The 15,712-nt window shown below is 66.0% G+C and carries 13 protein-coding genes; all 13 read left to right on the forward strand.

The genetic code is table 11. The features are described 5' to 3' along the window. The first annotated feature begins 7 nt into the window (after positions 1–7). The 13 genes from CH278_RS08675 (at position 8) to CH278_RS08735 (ending at position 15,712) form a co-directional block, all read left to right on the forward strand. Entirely contained in the window at positions 8–2,404 is a 2,397-nt protein-coding gene (locus CH278_RS08675) for an HAD-IC family P-type ATPase (RefSeq protein WP_094621634.1), read from the forward strand. Between the two features lie 41 nt (positions 2,405–2,445). Continuing rightward, positions 2,446–2,634 carry an antitoxin gene (locus CH278_RS08680; RefSeq protein ID WP_027495963.1) on the forward strand — a complete coding sequence of 63 codons (189 nt, stop codon included), beginning with the start codon at positions 2,446–2,448 and terminating at the stop codon, positions 2,632–2,634. A gap of 76 nt (positions 2,635–2,710) precedes the next feature. Further along, on the forward strand, positions 2,711–4,336 hold the full coding sequence (locus CH278_RS08685) for a Na+/H+ antiporter (protein ID WP_094621635.1): 1,626 nt from the start codon (positions 2,711–2,713) through the stop codon (positions 4,334–4,336). A gap of 29 nt (positions 4,337–4,365) precedes the next feature. Next, on the forward strand, positions 4,366–5,547 hold the full coding sequence (locus tag CH278_RS08690) for an alpha/beta hydrolase family protein (protein WP_179274330.1): 1,182 nt from the start codon (positions 4,366–4,368) through the stop codon (positions 5,545–5,547). Next, complete coding sequence (locus tag CH278_RS08695; protein ID WP_094621636.1) at positions 5,544–6,716, forward strand: sensor histidine kinase; 1,173 nt, start codon at positions 5,544–5,546, stop codon at positions 6,714–6,716. The genes CH278_RS08690 and CH278_RS08695 overlap by 4 nt, the downstream gene beginning before the upstream one ends. Next, the gene (locus CH278_RS08700; RefSeq protein WP_032381697.1) at positions 6,713–7,516 is read left to right on the forward strand and encodes a LytR/AlgR family response regulator transcription factor; all 804 of its coding nucleotides are present in this window, start codon (positions 6,713–6,715) and stop codon (positions 7,514–7,516) included. Before CH278_RS08695 ends, CH278_RS08700 begins: the two co-directional genes overlap by 4 nt. A 13-nt stretch (positions 7,517–7,529) precedes the next feature. Next, positions 7,530–7,889, forward strand: a complete 360-nt coding sequence (locus tag CH278_RS08705) for a hypothetical protein (protein ID WP_027495968.1) — start codon at positions 7,530–7,532, stop codon at positions 7,887–7,889. A 6-nt stretch (positions 7,890–7,895) separates the two neighbouring features. Beyond that, on the forward strand, positions 7,896–9,638 hold the full coding sequence (locus CH278_RS08710; protein WP_094621637.1) for a sodium/solute symporter: 1,743 nt from the start codon (positions 7,896–7,898) through the stop codon (positions 9,636–9,638). Positions 9,639–9,839: 201 nt separating this feature from the next. Next, the gene (locus CH278_RS08715) at positions 9,840–10,139 is read left to right on the forward strand and encodes a DUF485 domain-containing protein (RefSeq protein WP_094621737.1); all 300 of its coding nucleotides are present in this window, start codon (positions 9,840–9,842) and stop codon (positions 10,137–10,139) included. An 11-nt stretch (positions 10,140–10,150) separates the two neighbouring features. Continuing rightward, positions 10,151–11,785: a solute symporter family protein gene (locus tag CH278_RS08720; RefSeq protein ID WP_027495971.1), complete on the forward strand. Its 1,635-nt coding sequence runs from the start codon at positions 10,151–10,153 to the stop codon at positions 11,783–11,785. A gap of 84 nt (positions 11,786–11,869) precedes the next feature. Continuing rightward, positions 11,870–12,301, forward strand: a complete 432-nt coding sequence (locus CH278_RS08725; RefSeq protein WP_027495972.1) for a type II toxin-antitoxin system Rv0910 family toxin — start codon at positions 11,870–11,872, stop codon at positions 12,299–12,301. A 20-nt stretch (positions 12,302–12,321) separates the two neighbouring features. Further along, on the forward strand, positions 12,322–13,953 hold the full coding sequence (locus CH278_RS08730) for a substrate-binding domain-containing protein (protein ID WP_094621638.1): 1,632 nt from the start codon (positions 12,322–12,324) through the stop codon (positions 13,951–13,953). Between the two features lie 103 nt (positions 13,954–14,056). Then, positions 14,057–15,712, forward strand: a complete 1,656-nt coding sequence (locus tag CH278_RS08735; protein WP_027495974.1) for a VWA domain-containing protein — start codon at positions 14,057–14,059, stop codon at positions 15,710–15,712.

Here is a 15,712-nt window from a genome sequence, read left to right on the forward strand (position 1 = left end):
TGCACCCATGTCTATCGACGCCGATGCACAGCGGGATACCGGGCTGACCGAGGCGGAGGTCGCCGCACTGCGGGCCGAGGGGAAATCGAACGACGTTCCCGCTCGCGCTTCACGCTCGTTTCGCGACATCGTGCGGGGCAATGTGTTCACCCGAATCAACGCGATTCTCGGTGTGCTGCTGATCATCGTGCTCTCGACCGGTTCGGTGATCGACGGCATGTTCGGGCTGTTGATCGTCGCGAACAGTGGCATCGGAATCATTCAGGAGATCCGCGCGAAGCGCACGCTGGATCGGTTGGCCATCGTCGGTCAGAACAAGCCGCAGGTGAGACGTGACGGTGTCTCGCAACAGATTCCGCCCGACGAGGTCGTCCTCGGTGACATCGTCGAACTCGGACCGGGTGATCAGATCGTCGTCGACGGCGAGGTCATCGAGACGGCAAGCCTGGAGATCGACGAGTCGCTGCTCACCGGTGAGGCCGATACGGTGCACAAACTCGAAGCAGCGCAGGTACTTTCGGGCAGCTTCGTCGTCTCGGGCAGTGGGGCCTACCGGGCGACGAAGGTCGGACGCGACGCCTATGCGGCCAAGCTCGCCGAAGAGGCCAGCAAGTTCACCCTGGTCAAGTCCGAGCTGCGCAGCGGTATCGACAAGATCTTGAAATTCATCACCTACCTGATGATTCCGGCCGGGGCGCTGATCATCTACAACCAGTTGTTCTCCAGCGGGCAGGCTCTGCGGCCTGCTTTGAACGGCATGGTCGCGGCCCTGGTCCCGATGGTCCCCGAGGGTCTCGTACTGATGACGTCGATCGCTTTTGCCGTGGGCGTCATCAGGCTCGGTCAGCGGCAATGTCTGGTGCAGGAGCTGCCTGCGATCGAAGGGCTCGCCCGAGTCGACGTGGTATGCGCCGACAAGACCGGCACTCTCACCGAGAACGGCATGCGGCTCTCGGAATTGGTGTTGATCGACGAGCACGACTCCGACTCGGTGACAAAAGTATTGGCGTCTCTGGCGCACGACGACCCGCGTCCCAATGCCAGTGTGCAGGCCGTCGGTGAGGCGTATCCCGACGCGCCGGGGTGGACGCAGAGCGCGGTAGCTCCGTTCTCCTCGGCCAAGAAGTGGAGCGGTCTGTCGTACGGCGAGCACGGTAACTGGCTGCTCGGTGCCCCGGACGTGTTGCTCGACCCGACCTCGGAGACCGCTCGACAGGCCGAAGATGCCGGCTCCAAGGGTCTGCGGGTACTGCTGCTCGCCAGCAGTGACCTCGCCGTCGACGACACCGCGGCGCCGGGAGTCGTCACCCCGCGGGCTCTGGTGATTCTCGAGCAGAAGGTGCGCGAGGACGCCCGAGACACGTTGGAGTACTTCGCAAGTCAGCAGGTTCAGGTCAAGGTCATTTCCGGGGACAACGCCGTGTCGGTCGGCGCGGTCGCCGGTTCGCTCGGACTTCCCGGTGGCGATGCCCCGATCGACGCACGTGACCTGCCCGAGGATTCCGAGCAACTGGCCGACACCGTGCAGAACTCGACGACGTTCGGCCGCGTTCGGCCGGACCAGAAGCGTGCGATGGTGGGCGCGTTGCAGTCTCGAGGTCATACCGTTGCGATGACCGGTGACGGCGTCAACGATGTGCTCGCACTGAAGGACGCCGATATCGGTGTCTCGATGGGCTCGGGTAGTGCGGCCACGCGTGCCGTTGCGCAGATCGTGTTGTTGGACAACAAGTTCGCCACCCTGCCCTACGTGGTGGGGGAGGGGCGACGCGTCATCGGCAACATCGAGCGCGTGTCCAACCTGTTCCTGACCAAGACCGTGTACTCGGTGTTGCTGGCGTTTCTCATCGGGCTCTCGGGAGTGCTGTCGCAGGTCTTCCATTTCGAGCCGATCCCGTATCCCTTCCTGCCGAGGCACGTGACCATCGCCGCGTGGTTCACCATCGGCATTCCAGCGTTCGTGCTCTCGCTGGCCCCGAACAACGAACGGGCACGCAGCGGGTTCGTCTCGCGGGTGATGCGGTTGGCCGTTCCGTCCGGGTTGATCGTCGGCTCATGCACGTTCGTGTCGTATCTGCTGGCCTACGCGGGTCCGAACGCCACCGAGACTGAGGTGACCCAGGCGAGCACCACCGCACTGATCACGTTGATCATGATCGCGTTGTGGGTCCTGGCCGTCGTCGCGCGGCCGTACACCTGGTGGAAGGTGGTGCTGCTCGCGGGATCCGTCGGCGGATACCTGCTGTTGTTCGCAATCCCGTTCTGCCGCACCTTCTTCAAGCTCGATCCCTCGAACGTCGGTGCCACCACGAGCGCGTTGATCATCGGCGCTGTCGGTATCGCACTCGTCGAGATTGCCCACCGATTCGGATCGGTACTGCGTAATCGGCAGGAGCGAACGTAAACTGCAGGTGTTCCGTTTCACCCGACTGGCAGGAGAGTTTCATGGGCTTCGCAGACAATTTGAAGGGCATGGTCGACAAGGGCAAGAACCTTGCGGCAGAGAACTCGGACAAGATCGACGATGTCGTGGAGAAGGCCGGCGACTTCATCGACAATAAGACCGGTGGCAAGTACGCCGACAAGATCGACAAGGTGCAGGAAGCCGCCAAGAAGGCAATTCCGGACAAGTAGGTCGATTCGGGCCGTCCACCCGGTGTTCGGGTCGTCGGTGGTGCCGTAGGGCGCTGCGGACGGCAGAATCGGGCGGGTGGACGGACCGGTACTTCTTCTCGTAGTCATTTTCGCGATCGCGGTCGCGGGATTCGCCAAGCGTCTGGACCTGCAGGTCCCGCTCGTTCTGGTGACCGTCGGATCCATCGCATCGTTCGTGCCCGGCGTACCGCACATCAGTCTCTCGCCCCAGCTCATCCTCGGTGTCGTGCTGCCGCCGTTGCTGTACTCCGCGGCGCTGAACTACTCCTTCGTCAGTTTTCGCCGCAACATCGGCCAGATCCTGCGCCTCGGTCTGGTGATGGTGATCGTGACGACCGTGGCCGTCGGGTACTTCGCCAACCTGCTCGTTCCCGAGCTGACCCTGGGCGCGGCCCTCGTGCTCGGTGCCGTCGTGGCCCCACCCGACGCGGTCTCTGCGATCGCCGTCGGTCGCAAGCTCGGCCTGCCCGCGAGAATGATGGCCATCCTCACCGGGGAGAGCCTGGTGAACGACGCGGCTGCGTTGACCTTGTTCACCTTGACCGTTGCGTCGGTGACGGGCAGTCGTATCGAACTCGGCTCACCGGTTCTGTTCTTTCTGTACGAGATCGTCGGCGGCGTGCTCGTCGGATTCGTCCTCTCGCGCATCGTTCGTTTCGTGCGAAACCGGATCGCCGACTCGGCGCTCGAGACTGTGCTCGGACTCGTCCTACCGTTCGCGGCGTATCTGGCGGCGGAAGAGATTCACGCGTCCGGCGTGTTGGCCGTCGTCACCGCGGGGTTCGTACTGGGCCGTGTCACGGCCGACGTGTCGGTCTCGACCCGGGTGCAGGAGCGCCAGGTGTGGCCCACGGTGGACCTGCTGCTGGAAGCATTCGTGTTCGCGTACATGGGTTTACAGCTGAAGTTTGTCATCTCCGAGGTGCAGCGCGAGGGTCTTCCGGTGCATCACATCTTCGGGTACGCGCTGCTGGTGCTGCTCGTGGTCATCGTCGTTCGTCCGGCCTGGATCTTCCTCAACTCGGGGAGAAACCTGCTCTTCCGCACGGTGTTTCGCCGCGAGGGGGTGGCCGACGGCCTGACGTGGCAGCAGAACCTGGTGCTGTCGTGGGCCGGGATGCGCGGGGTGGTGACTCTCGCCGCAGCCGCGGGTGTTCCGTTCACCACCGTTCTCGGCGACGAATTTCCCGGGCGGGCGGTGATTCAAGCCGTCGCGTTCGTCGTCGCAGTCGGAACGTTGCTGCTGCAGGGCCTGACGCTCCCGCTCCTGATTCGGCGGTTGGACGTCGCCGATCCACTCGAGCAGCAACGCAACGACAACCAACGATTGCTCTCGCAGGCCATCGCCCGCACGGCTGCCGAGACCTACCTCGAGCGGGCCGCGAAGGACGGCATCTCCGGCGTCGACAGTGACCGGGTAGCCGAGGTGATCGCCCGCGTGCGACGGTCGGTGCGGGCCCGGATGGACGCGGACGAGACCGAGGACCGCGAGAAGCGAATCGCGGCGGCCGGCGCGCTGTTCGACACCCTGCGGCACAATGTCCTGGTCGCGCAGCGGGCCGCACTGATCGCCGCCCGCGACTCGGGGGAGTTGGACGACGAAGCCCTACGCACAGTGTTGAATGGTCTGGACGTGGAAGAGATCGCGGCCGAGGCACGCATCGAACGACGCACGACGTAGACGACGAACACAGTGGGAGCGCTGAGACAGTGAGGTCGACCGGACTGGTGGCCGCCGCGGCACTCGTGTTCGCCCTCGCCGCGTGCAGTTCGCCTGCCGTGCCTCCCGTGGCTCCCGCACCCACGTCGAATCCGGCACCCGAGGGCTCCGACCGCGGTTCGATCGTGTCGTCGATGCCGCTCGGTCAGGTCGACATCGGTGTCGCCTTCCTGGGTGGATCCGCCACGAAGATCGTCTACCGCACCACCGACGGCGTCACCGGAGGCGGAACCGAGACATCGGCAACCGTGTTCGTGCCCAAGGGTTCTGCGCCTGCCGGTGGCTGGCCGATCGTCTCGGTCGGGCACGGTACCACCGGTGTCACCGACGAGTGTGCGCCCTCGCTGTATCCGAACCTGTTGGGCACCATCGGCCTGGTGACGCCCTTCCTCGAGCGCGGCACCGTCGTGGTGGTGACGGATTACCAGGGTCTGGGAACCCCGGGAGATCCGGCGTATCTGAACATCGATGCAGCAGCCTACGACGTCATCGATGCCGTGCGCGCCGCGCGCACCGTGGTGCCCGACGTCGGAACCCGATGGGGTGCCATCGGCACTTCTCAAGGGGGACAAGCAGTCTGGGCCACTGCCGAGCGTAATGCGGAGTACGGCGACGGTTTGGAACTGGTCGGGGTCGCCGCGCTGTCGCCCGCAGCCGATCTGACGCGGTACTTCGCAGCCGACACCGAACAGACCCTGTCCCGTCAGTTGCTGGTGCCGTTTCTCTACGAGGGTCTGCACGTCACGGATCCGAGCGTCGAGCGCTCGGACTACATCCGCGGCTCCTTCGCCGACAACGTGACCGCGCTGACGGCCTGCAGCGACCTGCTCGGATTCTCCAAGGCCGACGCCGGAGCCGTCATCGATCCGGCCGATGCCGTCCCGGCCGATGACCGGGCCGCGAATCGAATGACGGACTGGCTCCGATCGGTGGCGCTGCCGACGTCCCGCACCGATGTTCCGCTGTTCGTTCTGGTCGGCGAGCGCGACGACCTGATCGATCCGCAGTGGACCCGCGACGCCGTGGCGAAAGCCTGCGGACTCGGCGACGACGTGGAACTGCGTTCGGAACCCGAGCAGGGGCACGCGGATCTGGCCGCCAACGCCATCGGCGTCGACTGGCTCGTCGAGCGCTTCTTGAACGTTCCGACCACCGGGACCTGCGCACGATGACCGCGGCACTGGCGTGGATGGCGGTGATCGTGGCGGCGATCGTCACCGCCATCGCGCTGATCAGCCTGCGTGGGCGACGCGATCTGACCACTCCAGAGGAGCGTGCGGTTCACGCCACCCTGCATACCGCGTCGTTGGCGGCGAAGCCGCTGCGGAACGGTCTCGATGCCCGCTCGGCTGCCGCCGCTGCTCCCCATCTCAGGGTCCTGACCGGGGCGGATGCATTTGGGATCTGTGATCCGAGTGCGTCGCTGCTGGCCTGGGACGGGCCGTGGCCGGAGTTGACGCCGGCGTTCGTGGAGGCGGCCAGACGCGCCGTCGACGGGCAGCGCCGCGTGCTCGTGCGGCTTCCGCTCGGCTCGATTCACGAGGTCAAAGCCCTGGTGGTGCAGCCGTTGATCGACGAGGATTCGCCGGTGGTGGGGGTGCTCGGTGCCGCGGTGGTGGCCGAACCAGGGCCGGGCATGCTCGGGGCCATCGCCGAGGTCGCGCGCTACGCGTTCGGTCAGATCGAACTCGCCGAACTGGACGCATCGCGGGCGCGGTTGGACCGAGCCGAGGTGCGTGCACTCCGGGCCCAGATCAGCCCGCATTTCATCTACAACGCGCTGGGCACCATCGCGTCGTTCGTCCGTACCGACCCGGATCGGGCACGGGAACTGGTGCTCGAATTCGCCGATTTCACCCGGTACTCCTTCCGCAACGCCGGAGAATTCACCGTGCTCGCCGACGAACTACGCAACATCGATCGGTACCTGACGCTCGAACGGGCCCGGTTCGGCGATTCGCTGCAGGTCACCCTGCAGGTGGCTCCCGAGGTGCTCGGGGTGGCCCTGCCGTTTCTGGCGCTGCAGCCACTGGTGGAGAATGCCGTCCGGCACGGGTTGTCGGGCAAGGCCGACGGCGGTCGCGTCACGATCATCGCCGCCGACGAGGGCACCGACGCCGTGATCAGCATCGAGGACGACGGAGTGGGAATGGACCCCGAGGTACTGCGATCGGGCAGCCTGCACACCGAGGATGCGGCCCACGTCGGACTGGCGAACGTGGACGATCGGCTGCGGGCGGCCTTCGGAAACGACTACGGTCTCGTCGTGGACACCGCACCGGGAGCAGGCACGAAAGTGAGCATGCGGGTGCCCAAGTTCAGGCCGGGGGTGCGGGCATGACGCATCCAGCGAACTCCGGTTCGGCGCGCGGGCTGGTCGTGCTGGCGGTCGACGACGAGCGGCCTGCCCTGGACGAGCTGGCTTTCCTGCTGCGCGAGCAGGAGGCCGTGGCCGAGGTGTACACCGCGCAGGACGCGACCACAGCCCTGCGCCAACTCAAGCAGACCTCCGGTCAATCCGTGGTCGATGCAGTGTTCCTCGACATCAACATGCCCGGCCTCGACGGCCTCGAGCTCGCCGGAATCCTGTCGGCGTTCGCTCGGCCACCTGCGGTCGTATTCGTCACCGCGCACGACGATCGGGCATTGGCTGCCTTCGATCTGGGCGCGGTGGACTACCTCCTCAAGCCGTTGCGCGACGACCGCTTGGCCGAGGCCGTCCGACGGGTTCTGCTCGCCCGTCGTCGGCCCGCCGAGTCGGCCGAATCGGCTGCCGACGAGGTCATCCCGGTCGAGCTCGGTGGAACCACCACGCTGGTACACCGGTCGTCGGTGGCGTGGGTGGAGGCCGACGGTGACTACGCGCGGCTGCACACCGCCACCGGTTCGCACCTGGTGCGCATTCCCATCTCGGCTCTCGAAAGTCGTTGGGCCGATGCCGGTTTCCTGCGAGTGCATCGTTCGTATCTGGTGTCGCTTCCGTTGGTCACCGGAATCAGAAGCGTCGGTTCGGGCTTGGTGGTGTGTCTGCGCGCCACCGGCGCGCTGCCGGCCTGCGAGCTACCGGTGAGCCGGCGGCACACCAGAGAACTCAAGGACCGGCTCGTGCGCGGTCCGCTGCAGTCGTGGTCGTCGCGGTGACGAGAGGTGCGCGGTGAGTCAGCCGCACCGGGAGCGGGTGGTGCTCTCGCAGCGCCGCGGCGCGCGCCTGGTGCGCACCCGCGTCGAGGTGCAGGAGCAAACCGAGGTGGGCGACGCGCTGGTGCGAAGCCTGGTGCGTGCGCAACTCCTGCTGTCGCTGCGGCTGGCGGTGATGACGTTGTCGATCCTGTTCGCGATTCCCCTGCTGGGCATGCTGCTCACCCGTTTCACCGATGTCGCGCCGTTCGGTATCGGGTTGCCGTGGTTGCTGCTGGGGGTGGCCATCTATCCGTTGCTGTTCGGCGTCGGCCGCGCGTACGTGCGCCGCGCCGAGCGTAACGAGGCCGAGTTCGTCGGCCTGGTCGAGGACTAGGCGCCGGTGAACGGATCGATACCCGTCGCGACATTGATTGCGTTGATCGTGGCCGCGGTGGCCACCGTCGGCATCGGTGTCTACGGAGTTCGATTGGCCCGCACCACGTCCGACTTCCTGGTGGCCTCGCGGACCGTCGGACCGCGGTGGAACGCCGCGGCTATCTCGGGCGAATACCTTTCTGCCGCATCGTTTCTCGGTGTCGCCGGTCTCATCGCCAAGTACGGTGCCGATGCGCTCTGGTACCCCGTCGGCTTCACGGCAGGCTATCTCGGTCTGCTGCTCTTCGTCGCCGCCCCACTGCGCAGGAGCGGTGCGTACACGGTGCCCGACTTCGTCGAATTCCGGCTCGGCGCACCATGGTTGCGTACCGTGGCCATGCTCGTGGTGGTGGTGATCTGCGCGCTGTATCTGGTGCCGCAGTTCCAGGGTGCAGGCCTGACGCTGAACATCCTTCTCGGAGTGCCGGGCTGGGTGGGAGCACTCGCGGTCGGTCTGATCGTCATCGCGAACGTCGTCGGCGGCGGAATGCGCTCGATCACCTTCGTGCAGGCGTTCCAGTACTGGCTCAAGCTCACCGCGATCGCCATCCCCGCACTGGTGCTGACCGTCCACTTCGTCGCCGACGACCGCAGCGTCGGTACCGCGGCCCCGCCGACCGTCGCCGAGCAGACCCGGGTCGACATCACTACCGACGTGCTCGTGCAGGTCGACTCACCGATCGTGGTGTCCGTGACAGGAACCCTGGACGAGCAGAGCGTCGATGGACGTGTGACTCTCGATGCAGGCGAACACCGGCTCGGGTCCGGGACACTGCTCACCCTCGACGCAGGCTCGCCGGTTCCGGTGGTCGCCGGCGCACCGACCACCGACCGCGCCTGGGCGATGCCCGGCGGGGGACTGGGCGGTCAGCACCCGCTCTACCAGGTGTATTCACTGATCCTGGCCACGTTCCTCGGCACCCTCGGGCTGCCGCACGTGCTGGTCCGGTTCTACACCAACCCCGACGGCCGAGCCGCGCGATTGACCTCGCTGACCGTGCTGGCGCTGCTCGGCACGTTCTATCTGTTCCCGACGGTCCTCGGTGTGTTCGCCCGGCTCTACGTGCCGCAGCTGCTGATCACCGGTGCCTCCGACGCCGCGGTGTTGCTGCTGCCCGGCTCCGTACTGTCCGGGGTGCCGGGGCAGCTGCTCGCGGCGCTCGTGGCCGCCGGTGCCATCGCCGCCTTCCTGTCCACGTCGTCCGGCCTGCTGGTCAGCATCGCGGGCGTCCTGAGCACCGACGTGCTCTCGGGCAAGGTCCGAGACTTCCGTGTCGCGGCCGTCCTTGCCGGCGCAGTGCCACTTGCACTGTCGATCGGCGTTGTCTCACTGGATCTCTCGCGTACCGTCGGGCTCGTGTTCGCCGTCGCCGCGTCCACGCTGTGTCCGCTGCTCGTGCTCGGCATCTGGTGGCGCGGACTCACCGCAGCAGGAGCCGCGGCCGGGCTGTTCCTCGGCGGCGGACTCTCCCTCGTCGCCGCGTCGATCTCCGTCGTCACCCCCATCTCCGACGGTGTCCTCGGGGGCTGGGCGGCAGCGATACTCGGCTACCCGGCCGCGGTCAGCGTTCCCGTGGCCTTCGCCGCGATGATCGTCGTCAGCCTCGCCACCCGGCGAACAGTGCCGTCGGACATCTCCCGAATCTTCGCCCGACTGCACCTGCCCGAAGGCCTCGACATGGGCAAAGACCGAGAGCGCGAGCTGTAGCGAGAGGAGGCCGTTCGTCGGGTCTGCGCTACCGCTCGTCGCACACTCCCGCAGCCCGTCGTGTGATCGACGCCACCCCCTGATGTTGTGACCTGACTCTCACTACTGTTCCGAGTCAGCTACAGCTCACATCAACTTCAGGAGTCCAAGGTGACCGCACCGGAAACCAATTCGCCACCGGACGCGCAAGCGTTCGTCGACATGCAGGCCAGTCCCGAGTTCCAGGAACTCCGGCACCGCCTGCGTAGCTTCGTGTTCCCGATGGCCGGGTTCTTCCTGGTCTGGTACGTCATCTACGTGCTGCTCAGCACCTACGCCGTCGACTTCATGTCGACCAAGGTGTGGGGCAACATCAACGTCGGTCTACTGCTCGGCCTCGGCCAGTTCATCACGACGTTCGCCATCACCGGCATCTACGTGCGGTTCGCCAACCGTGAACTCGATCCTCGCGCCGCAGCCCTGCGCGCCGAGATGGAAGCCTCCCAGGGAGCGAAGCCGTGAATGTAGAAGCCGTGAATGTACTAGCCCAGGCCGCCGACACCACCGTCGGTGAACCGCTCGTCAATATCGCGATCTTCGGCGCGTTCGTCCTCATCACGATGGCCGTCGTCATTCGCGCCTCCAAGAAGAACGCGACGTCTGCGGAGTTCTTCACCGCGGGCGGCGGATTCTCCGGACCGCAGAACGGCGTCGCCATTGCCGGTGACTACCTCTCGGCCGCAAGCTTTCTCGGTATCGCCGGTGCCATCGCCGTCTACGGCTACGACGGCTTCCTGTACTCCATCGGGTTCCTCGTCGCCTGGCTCGTCGCGCTCCTGCTCGTCGCCGAATTGCTCAGGAACACCGGCAAGTTCACGATGGCGGACGTGCTGAGCTTCCGGCTCAAGCAAGGCCCGGTTCGTACCGCGGCCGCACTGTCGACGCTGACGGTGTCGCTGTTCTACCTGTTGGCTCAGATGGCAGGTGCCGGCGGACTCGTCGCACTGCTGCTCGACATCTCCGACCGCACCGGGCAGTCCATCGTCATTGCCATCGTCGGTGTGTTGATGATCGCGTACGTGCTCATCGGCGGTATGAAGGGCACCACCTGGGTGCAGATCATCAAGGCCGTTCTGCTCATCGCCGGTGCCGCATTCATGACCGTGCTCGTGCTCGCCAAGTTCGGCCTGAACTTCTCCGAGCTCCTCGGCAGCGCGCAGGCAATGGTGTCCAGCTCGGCGACCGATGCCGTGGCCGCACGTGACGTCATCGAGCCCGGTGCCCAGTACGGCGGCAGCGCCACCTCGAAGATCAACTTCCTGTCGCTCGGCATCGCACTCGTCCTTGGTACGGCAGGCCTGCCGCACGTGCTGATGCGCTTCTACACGGTGCCCACCGCCAAGGAAGCTCGTCGCAGTGTCGTGTGGGCCATCGCGCTCATCGGTGCGTTCTACCTGTTCACCCTCGTGCTCGGCTACGGCGCCGCAGCGATCGTCGGACCCGACCGCATCCTGGCCTCCGCCGGCGGTCAGAACTCCGCAGCCCCGCTGCTGGCCTTCGAGCTCGGCGGCGTCATTCTGCTCGGCGTCATCTCTGCGGTCGCCTTCGCGACCATCCTCGCCGTCGTCGCCGGATTGACGATCACCGCGTCGGCGTCGTTCGCTCACGACATCTATGCGAGCGTCATCAAGAAGGGCAAGGTCGACGACAAGAAGCAGGTCAAGGTCTCGCGGATCACGGCCGTCGTCATCGGCATCCTGGCCATCGGCCTCGGCATCCTCGCGAACGGGCAGAACATCGCCTTCCTGGTGGCGCTGGCGTTCGCCGTCGCGGCAGCAGCGAACCTGCCGACCATCCTGTACTCGCTGTTCTGGCGTCGCTTCACCACCACGGGCGCACTGTTCAGCATGTACGGCGGCCTGATCTCGACGATCGTGCTGATCATCTTCTCCCCGGCCGTGTCGGGATCGAAGACGTCGATGATCCCCGGCTCGGACTTCGCATGGTTCCCGCTGTCCAACCCCGGCATCGTGTCGATTCCGTTGGCATTCATCCTCGGTATCGTCGGAACGCTGATCTCGAAGGACACCGAGAACACCGACAAGCAGGCCGAGATGGAGGTTCGCTCTCTCACCGGCATCGGTGCGGAGAAGGCCAGCGCCCACTGATCCACCTGTAGAACTGTTCGCGAAGTGCCCGTGTGAGCAAGGCCTCACACGGGCATTTTTCGTCCAGCGGTTACCATCCCTGCTGTGGCCAAGCTGAAGGTTTCCCTCGACGTCCCGCTGACCCCCGAGCAGACGTGGGCGCATGCGTCCGATCTGTCCGGCTACGAGCAGTGGCTCTCCATCCACGAAGCGTGGCGCGGTGAGCTGCCCGAGCAGCTGGCCGTCGGCACCACTCTGGACTCCATCGCCAGCGTGAAGGGCATGCGCAACCGCGTCTCGTGGAAGATCGAGTCCTACGATCCGCCCCGGAAGCTCGAGCTCAAGGGCAACGGTAAGGGCGGAGTGAAGATCGGTCTCGACCTGTCTGTGAAGTCCAAGGGTGACGGGTCCGAGATCACGATCGACGTCAACCTGGGCGGTGCCCCGTTGTTCGGACCCATCGGGTCCGGTGTCGCTCGCGCACTCAAGGGCGACATCGAGAACTCGCTGAAGACGTTCGTCAAGATCTACGCCTGACGGTGTAGGGGTGGAGATGCATGCCCGGTAGGCACAGTGCGCCGTCGTCCGCGACGGGCAACAGAGGGTTCGCCAAGTACGTCGTCGTTGCCGTCGTCCTGCTTCTGATCGTCGCAGGCGGAGTGTTCGTGGCGCAGAAGGTCTTCGGCAGCGACTGCGGTGACCCGTCGAACTACACGTTGGCTGCCGACCCCGCGATCGCGCCGGTACTGCAGAAGATCGTCGACGACTCCGCGCCCGAGGATCTCGGTTGTGCCGAGGTGACGGTGACGGCGATGGAGTCGGGTCAGGTGTCTGCCGCAGTGGCCAAGGGTGACGACGTTCCCTCGCTCTGGATTCCCGATTCGTCGCTGTGGGTCGGCAAGACCGTGCGATCGACCGCTTCGCTGATCGACCTGGCGAGCCAGTCGGTGGCGAGCACCCCGGCCGTCCTCGCAACCCGCAAGGACGAGGTTCCGTTCTTCGACACGTGGCTCACCGCACTGAAGCTCGAAGGTTTGCGCATCGGTAATCCGTTGGCCAACACCATCTCCGACGCGGCGATCCTCGGGGCGGTAGCCGAGGCGGGTGGAGACGAGAAGGCCCTCGATGCGGTGTCCACGGCGCTCGTGCCGATCGCTCAGGCTCAGGCCGCCACCCGAGGCGAAGCCGATCCCACCACCCGGTTGGACGATCTGGTGGCCGACGGCGGCGTGGCCGTGGTGTCCGAGCAGACCATGTTGCAGTATCGAAACGACACCGGTGCCGAACTCGGTGCGACGGTGCCGCCGACGGGCAGCATCTTTCTGAACTTCCCGCTGGCCGTCACCGAGCCTGCAGGCGAGCGGCACGACAGCGCGAAGTCGGTCGGCAGCGCGCTGGCCGCGGTCATCGAATCCGATCGAGGTCGGGAGATGTTGTCCGAGGCCGGTTTTCGGTCGGAAGACGACGCGCCCCTCGATTCGGATCGTGGTATCGGTGCCGTCGAGAGTCTTGCGATCGGCGACCAGCAGGCTGCCGAATCGGTGCTGCGTCAATATCAGGTGCTGGCGCTCCCGTCGCGAACGCTCGTGATGGAAGACGTGTCCGGCTCGATGAACTACAGCGCCGGGGCGAACACCCGGATCGCGATGACGGTGCAGGCCAGCGAGACCGGGAATCGACTGTTTCCCGACAATGCGTCGATGGGATTGTGGGCCTTCTCCATCGGACTCGGCGGCGGCGATCAGGATTACCGTGAGCTGGCTCCGATCCGGCGTATGGACGAGAAGGTCGGCAACACGACCCAGCGGGAAGTGCTGCTGCAGCAGACCCGCACCCTTCCGTCCCTGGTCGGTGGTGGAACCGGACTGTACGACACCACGTTGGCCGCGTTCCGTACCGTGCAGCAGGGCTACGACCCCGATGCGGTGAACAGCGTCATCATCCTCACCGACGGTGCCAACGAGGATCCGAACAGCATCTCGCTCGACGAGTTGCTGGCCACACTGCGTACCGAACAGGACCCGTCTCGTCCGGTCGTCATCGTCACCATCGGTATCACCGACGACGCCGATGCGGGTGTGCTGCAACAAATTTCTGCTGCTACCGGGGGCACCAGCTTCGTGGCGCGAAACCCCGCCGAAATACCGAACGTCTTCGTCAATGCGCTGAGAAATCGAACCGGTCGCTGACGGGAGCGGCTATGCTGTGCGCCGCGTGCTCTCCGTCACGTGGGGTAGTGCGGAGAAGTCCCGCAACACAGTCGTGTCGGGGGTATAGGTAGGGGAGTCAGCGATGTCAGGACGTCACAGCGGCAGTAGTCGCAGGTTCAGTCCTGCCGTGACCTGGGGCGCGGCCGCGCTGGCAGTAGTCGTGGTCGCGGCCGGTGGCTGGTTCGGCGTCCAGGCCGTACGCGCAGCGGGTTCGGACTCGTGCGAATCGCTGGACACGGTCTCGCTCGCGGTGGACACCTCGATCGCCGAACCGGTGCAGCAGATCCTGGCCCAGGCGGGCGAGGTGGACCGCGGCTGCGTCGACTTCGAGGTGCGGGCCGAGCGCCCCACCGACACGGCGACCGAGATCGCAGGTACCGACGAGAACCGCCCCGACCTGTGGATCCCGGACTCGACGTTGTGGCTGCTCAAGACTTTGCGTTCGACCGGAGCCCTGCCCGAACTCGCCAAGACGTCGGTGGCGAACACACTGCCCGTGCTGGTGTCGGCGTCCGACGGCGCCCCGGTGACCGACACCTGGCTCAGCGTGCTGCAGATGCCGGGCCAACGCATCGGCGATCCGCTCACCAGTAGTGCGTCCAACGCTGCGATCCTCGGTGCGTTGGCCGAGTCCGAGGTCGCGATCTCCGACGCCAAAGCCGTGTCCGCCGCTCTGGTGCCCATGGCACAGGACTTCGGCCGGATAGCCGACACGCCCCACGACACCCCGGACCTCGTCGCCCAGGTGGCGACCGAGGGCGGAACCAGCGTCGCCACCGAACAGGCCGTGCTGGCCTACGAGGCAGCGAACCCCGGATCGTCGCTCACCGAGTCGGTGCCGCCGACGGGCAGCTACTTCCTCAACTACCCCCTCGCCGTCACGGCTCCGGCCGGGCCGGAGTACGACCGCGTCAAGGCCGCCGGGGCCGCGTTGGCGTCGGTGCTGGCCTCGCAGTCGGCGACGGACACACTCGTTGCAGCCGGCTTCCGAACGTCGAGTGGAACCCCCTTGGCCGACGGCAGAGGCGTCGGCTCGGTCGCCGCGTTGGAAATCAAGAATCCGCTGTCGATCGAGACGACGCTGCGCGACTGGGCGGTGCTCGCGTTGCCGCTCCGGACCCTCGTCGTCGAGGACGTATCGGGTTCGATGGCGGCGAAATCCGGCGACTCCACCCGCATCGCGTTGACCGTCGATGCCTCGCTCGGTGCCAACGATCTGTTCAGCGACCAGACGCAGATGGGGCTGTGGGCCTTCTCCATCGGGCTCGGTGGTGGAAAGCAGGACTATCGAGAACTGGTGCCGCTCGGCCCGGTCAGCAACACGTTCGACGGTAAGCCGCAGCGTCAGGCCATTCTCGATGCAGTCCGTGGGCTACCGGCTCTGGTCGGAGGCGGGACCGGACTCTACGACACCACTCTGGCAGCGTTCCGACGTGTCAAGGAGGGCTACGACCCCGATTACGTCAACAGCGTCATCATCCTCACCGACGGCGCGAACGAGGACAACGGCAGCATTTCTCTGGACCAGCTTCTCGCCGCCCTGCAGAAGGAGCAGGATCCGGTGCGTCCCATCGTGATCATCACGGTCGGCGTCACCAGTGATGCCGATCCGGTTGCGCTGCAGCAGATCTCCGCGGCCACCGGTGGTACGAGCTATGTCGCCGAGGATCCCCGCGATATCCCGGACGTGTTCGTCAAGGCGTTGAACTCGCGCACCGAGCGTCTCGCGGGGGAGTAG

This window comes from Rhodococcus sp. 05-2254-5 (genome assembly GCF_002258575.1).
Taxonomy (GTDB): domain Bacteria; phylum Actinomycetota; class Actinomycetes; order Mycobacteriales; family Mycobacteriaceae; genus Rhodococcoides; species Rhodococcoides fascians.

Coding starts and splice junctions, on each gene's coding strand:
- CH278_RS08735 (WP_027495974.1), top strand. CDS start 14,057: ATGTCAGGACGTCACAGCGGCAGTAGTCGCAGGTTCAGTCCTGCCGTG.
- CH278_RS08730 (WP_094621638.1), top strand. CDS start 12,322: ATGCCCGGTAGGCACAGTGCGCCGTCGTCCGCGACGGGCAACAGAGGG.
- CH278_RS08700 (WP_032381697.1), top strand. CDS start 6,713: ATGACGCATCCAGCGAACTCCGGTTCGGCGCGCGGGCTGGTCGTGCTG.
- CH278_RS08680 (WP_027495963.1), top strand. CDS start 2,446: ATGGGCTTCGCAGACAATTTGAAGGGCATGGTCGACAAGGGCAAGAAC.
- CH278_RS08695 (WP_094621636.1), top strand. CDS start 5,544: ATGACCGCGGCACTGGCGTGGATGGCGGTGATCGTGGCGGCGATCGTC.
- CH278_RS08675 (WP_094621634.1), top strand. CDS start 8: ATGTCTATCGACGCCGATGCACAGCGGGATACCGGGCTGACCGAGGCG.
- CH278_RS08715 (WP_094621737.1), top strand. CDS start 9,840: ATGCAGGCCAGTCCCGAGTTCCAGGAACTCCGGCACCGCCTGCGTAGC.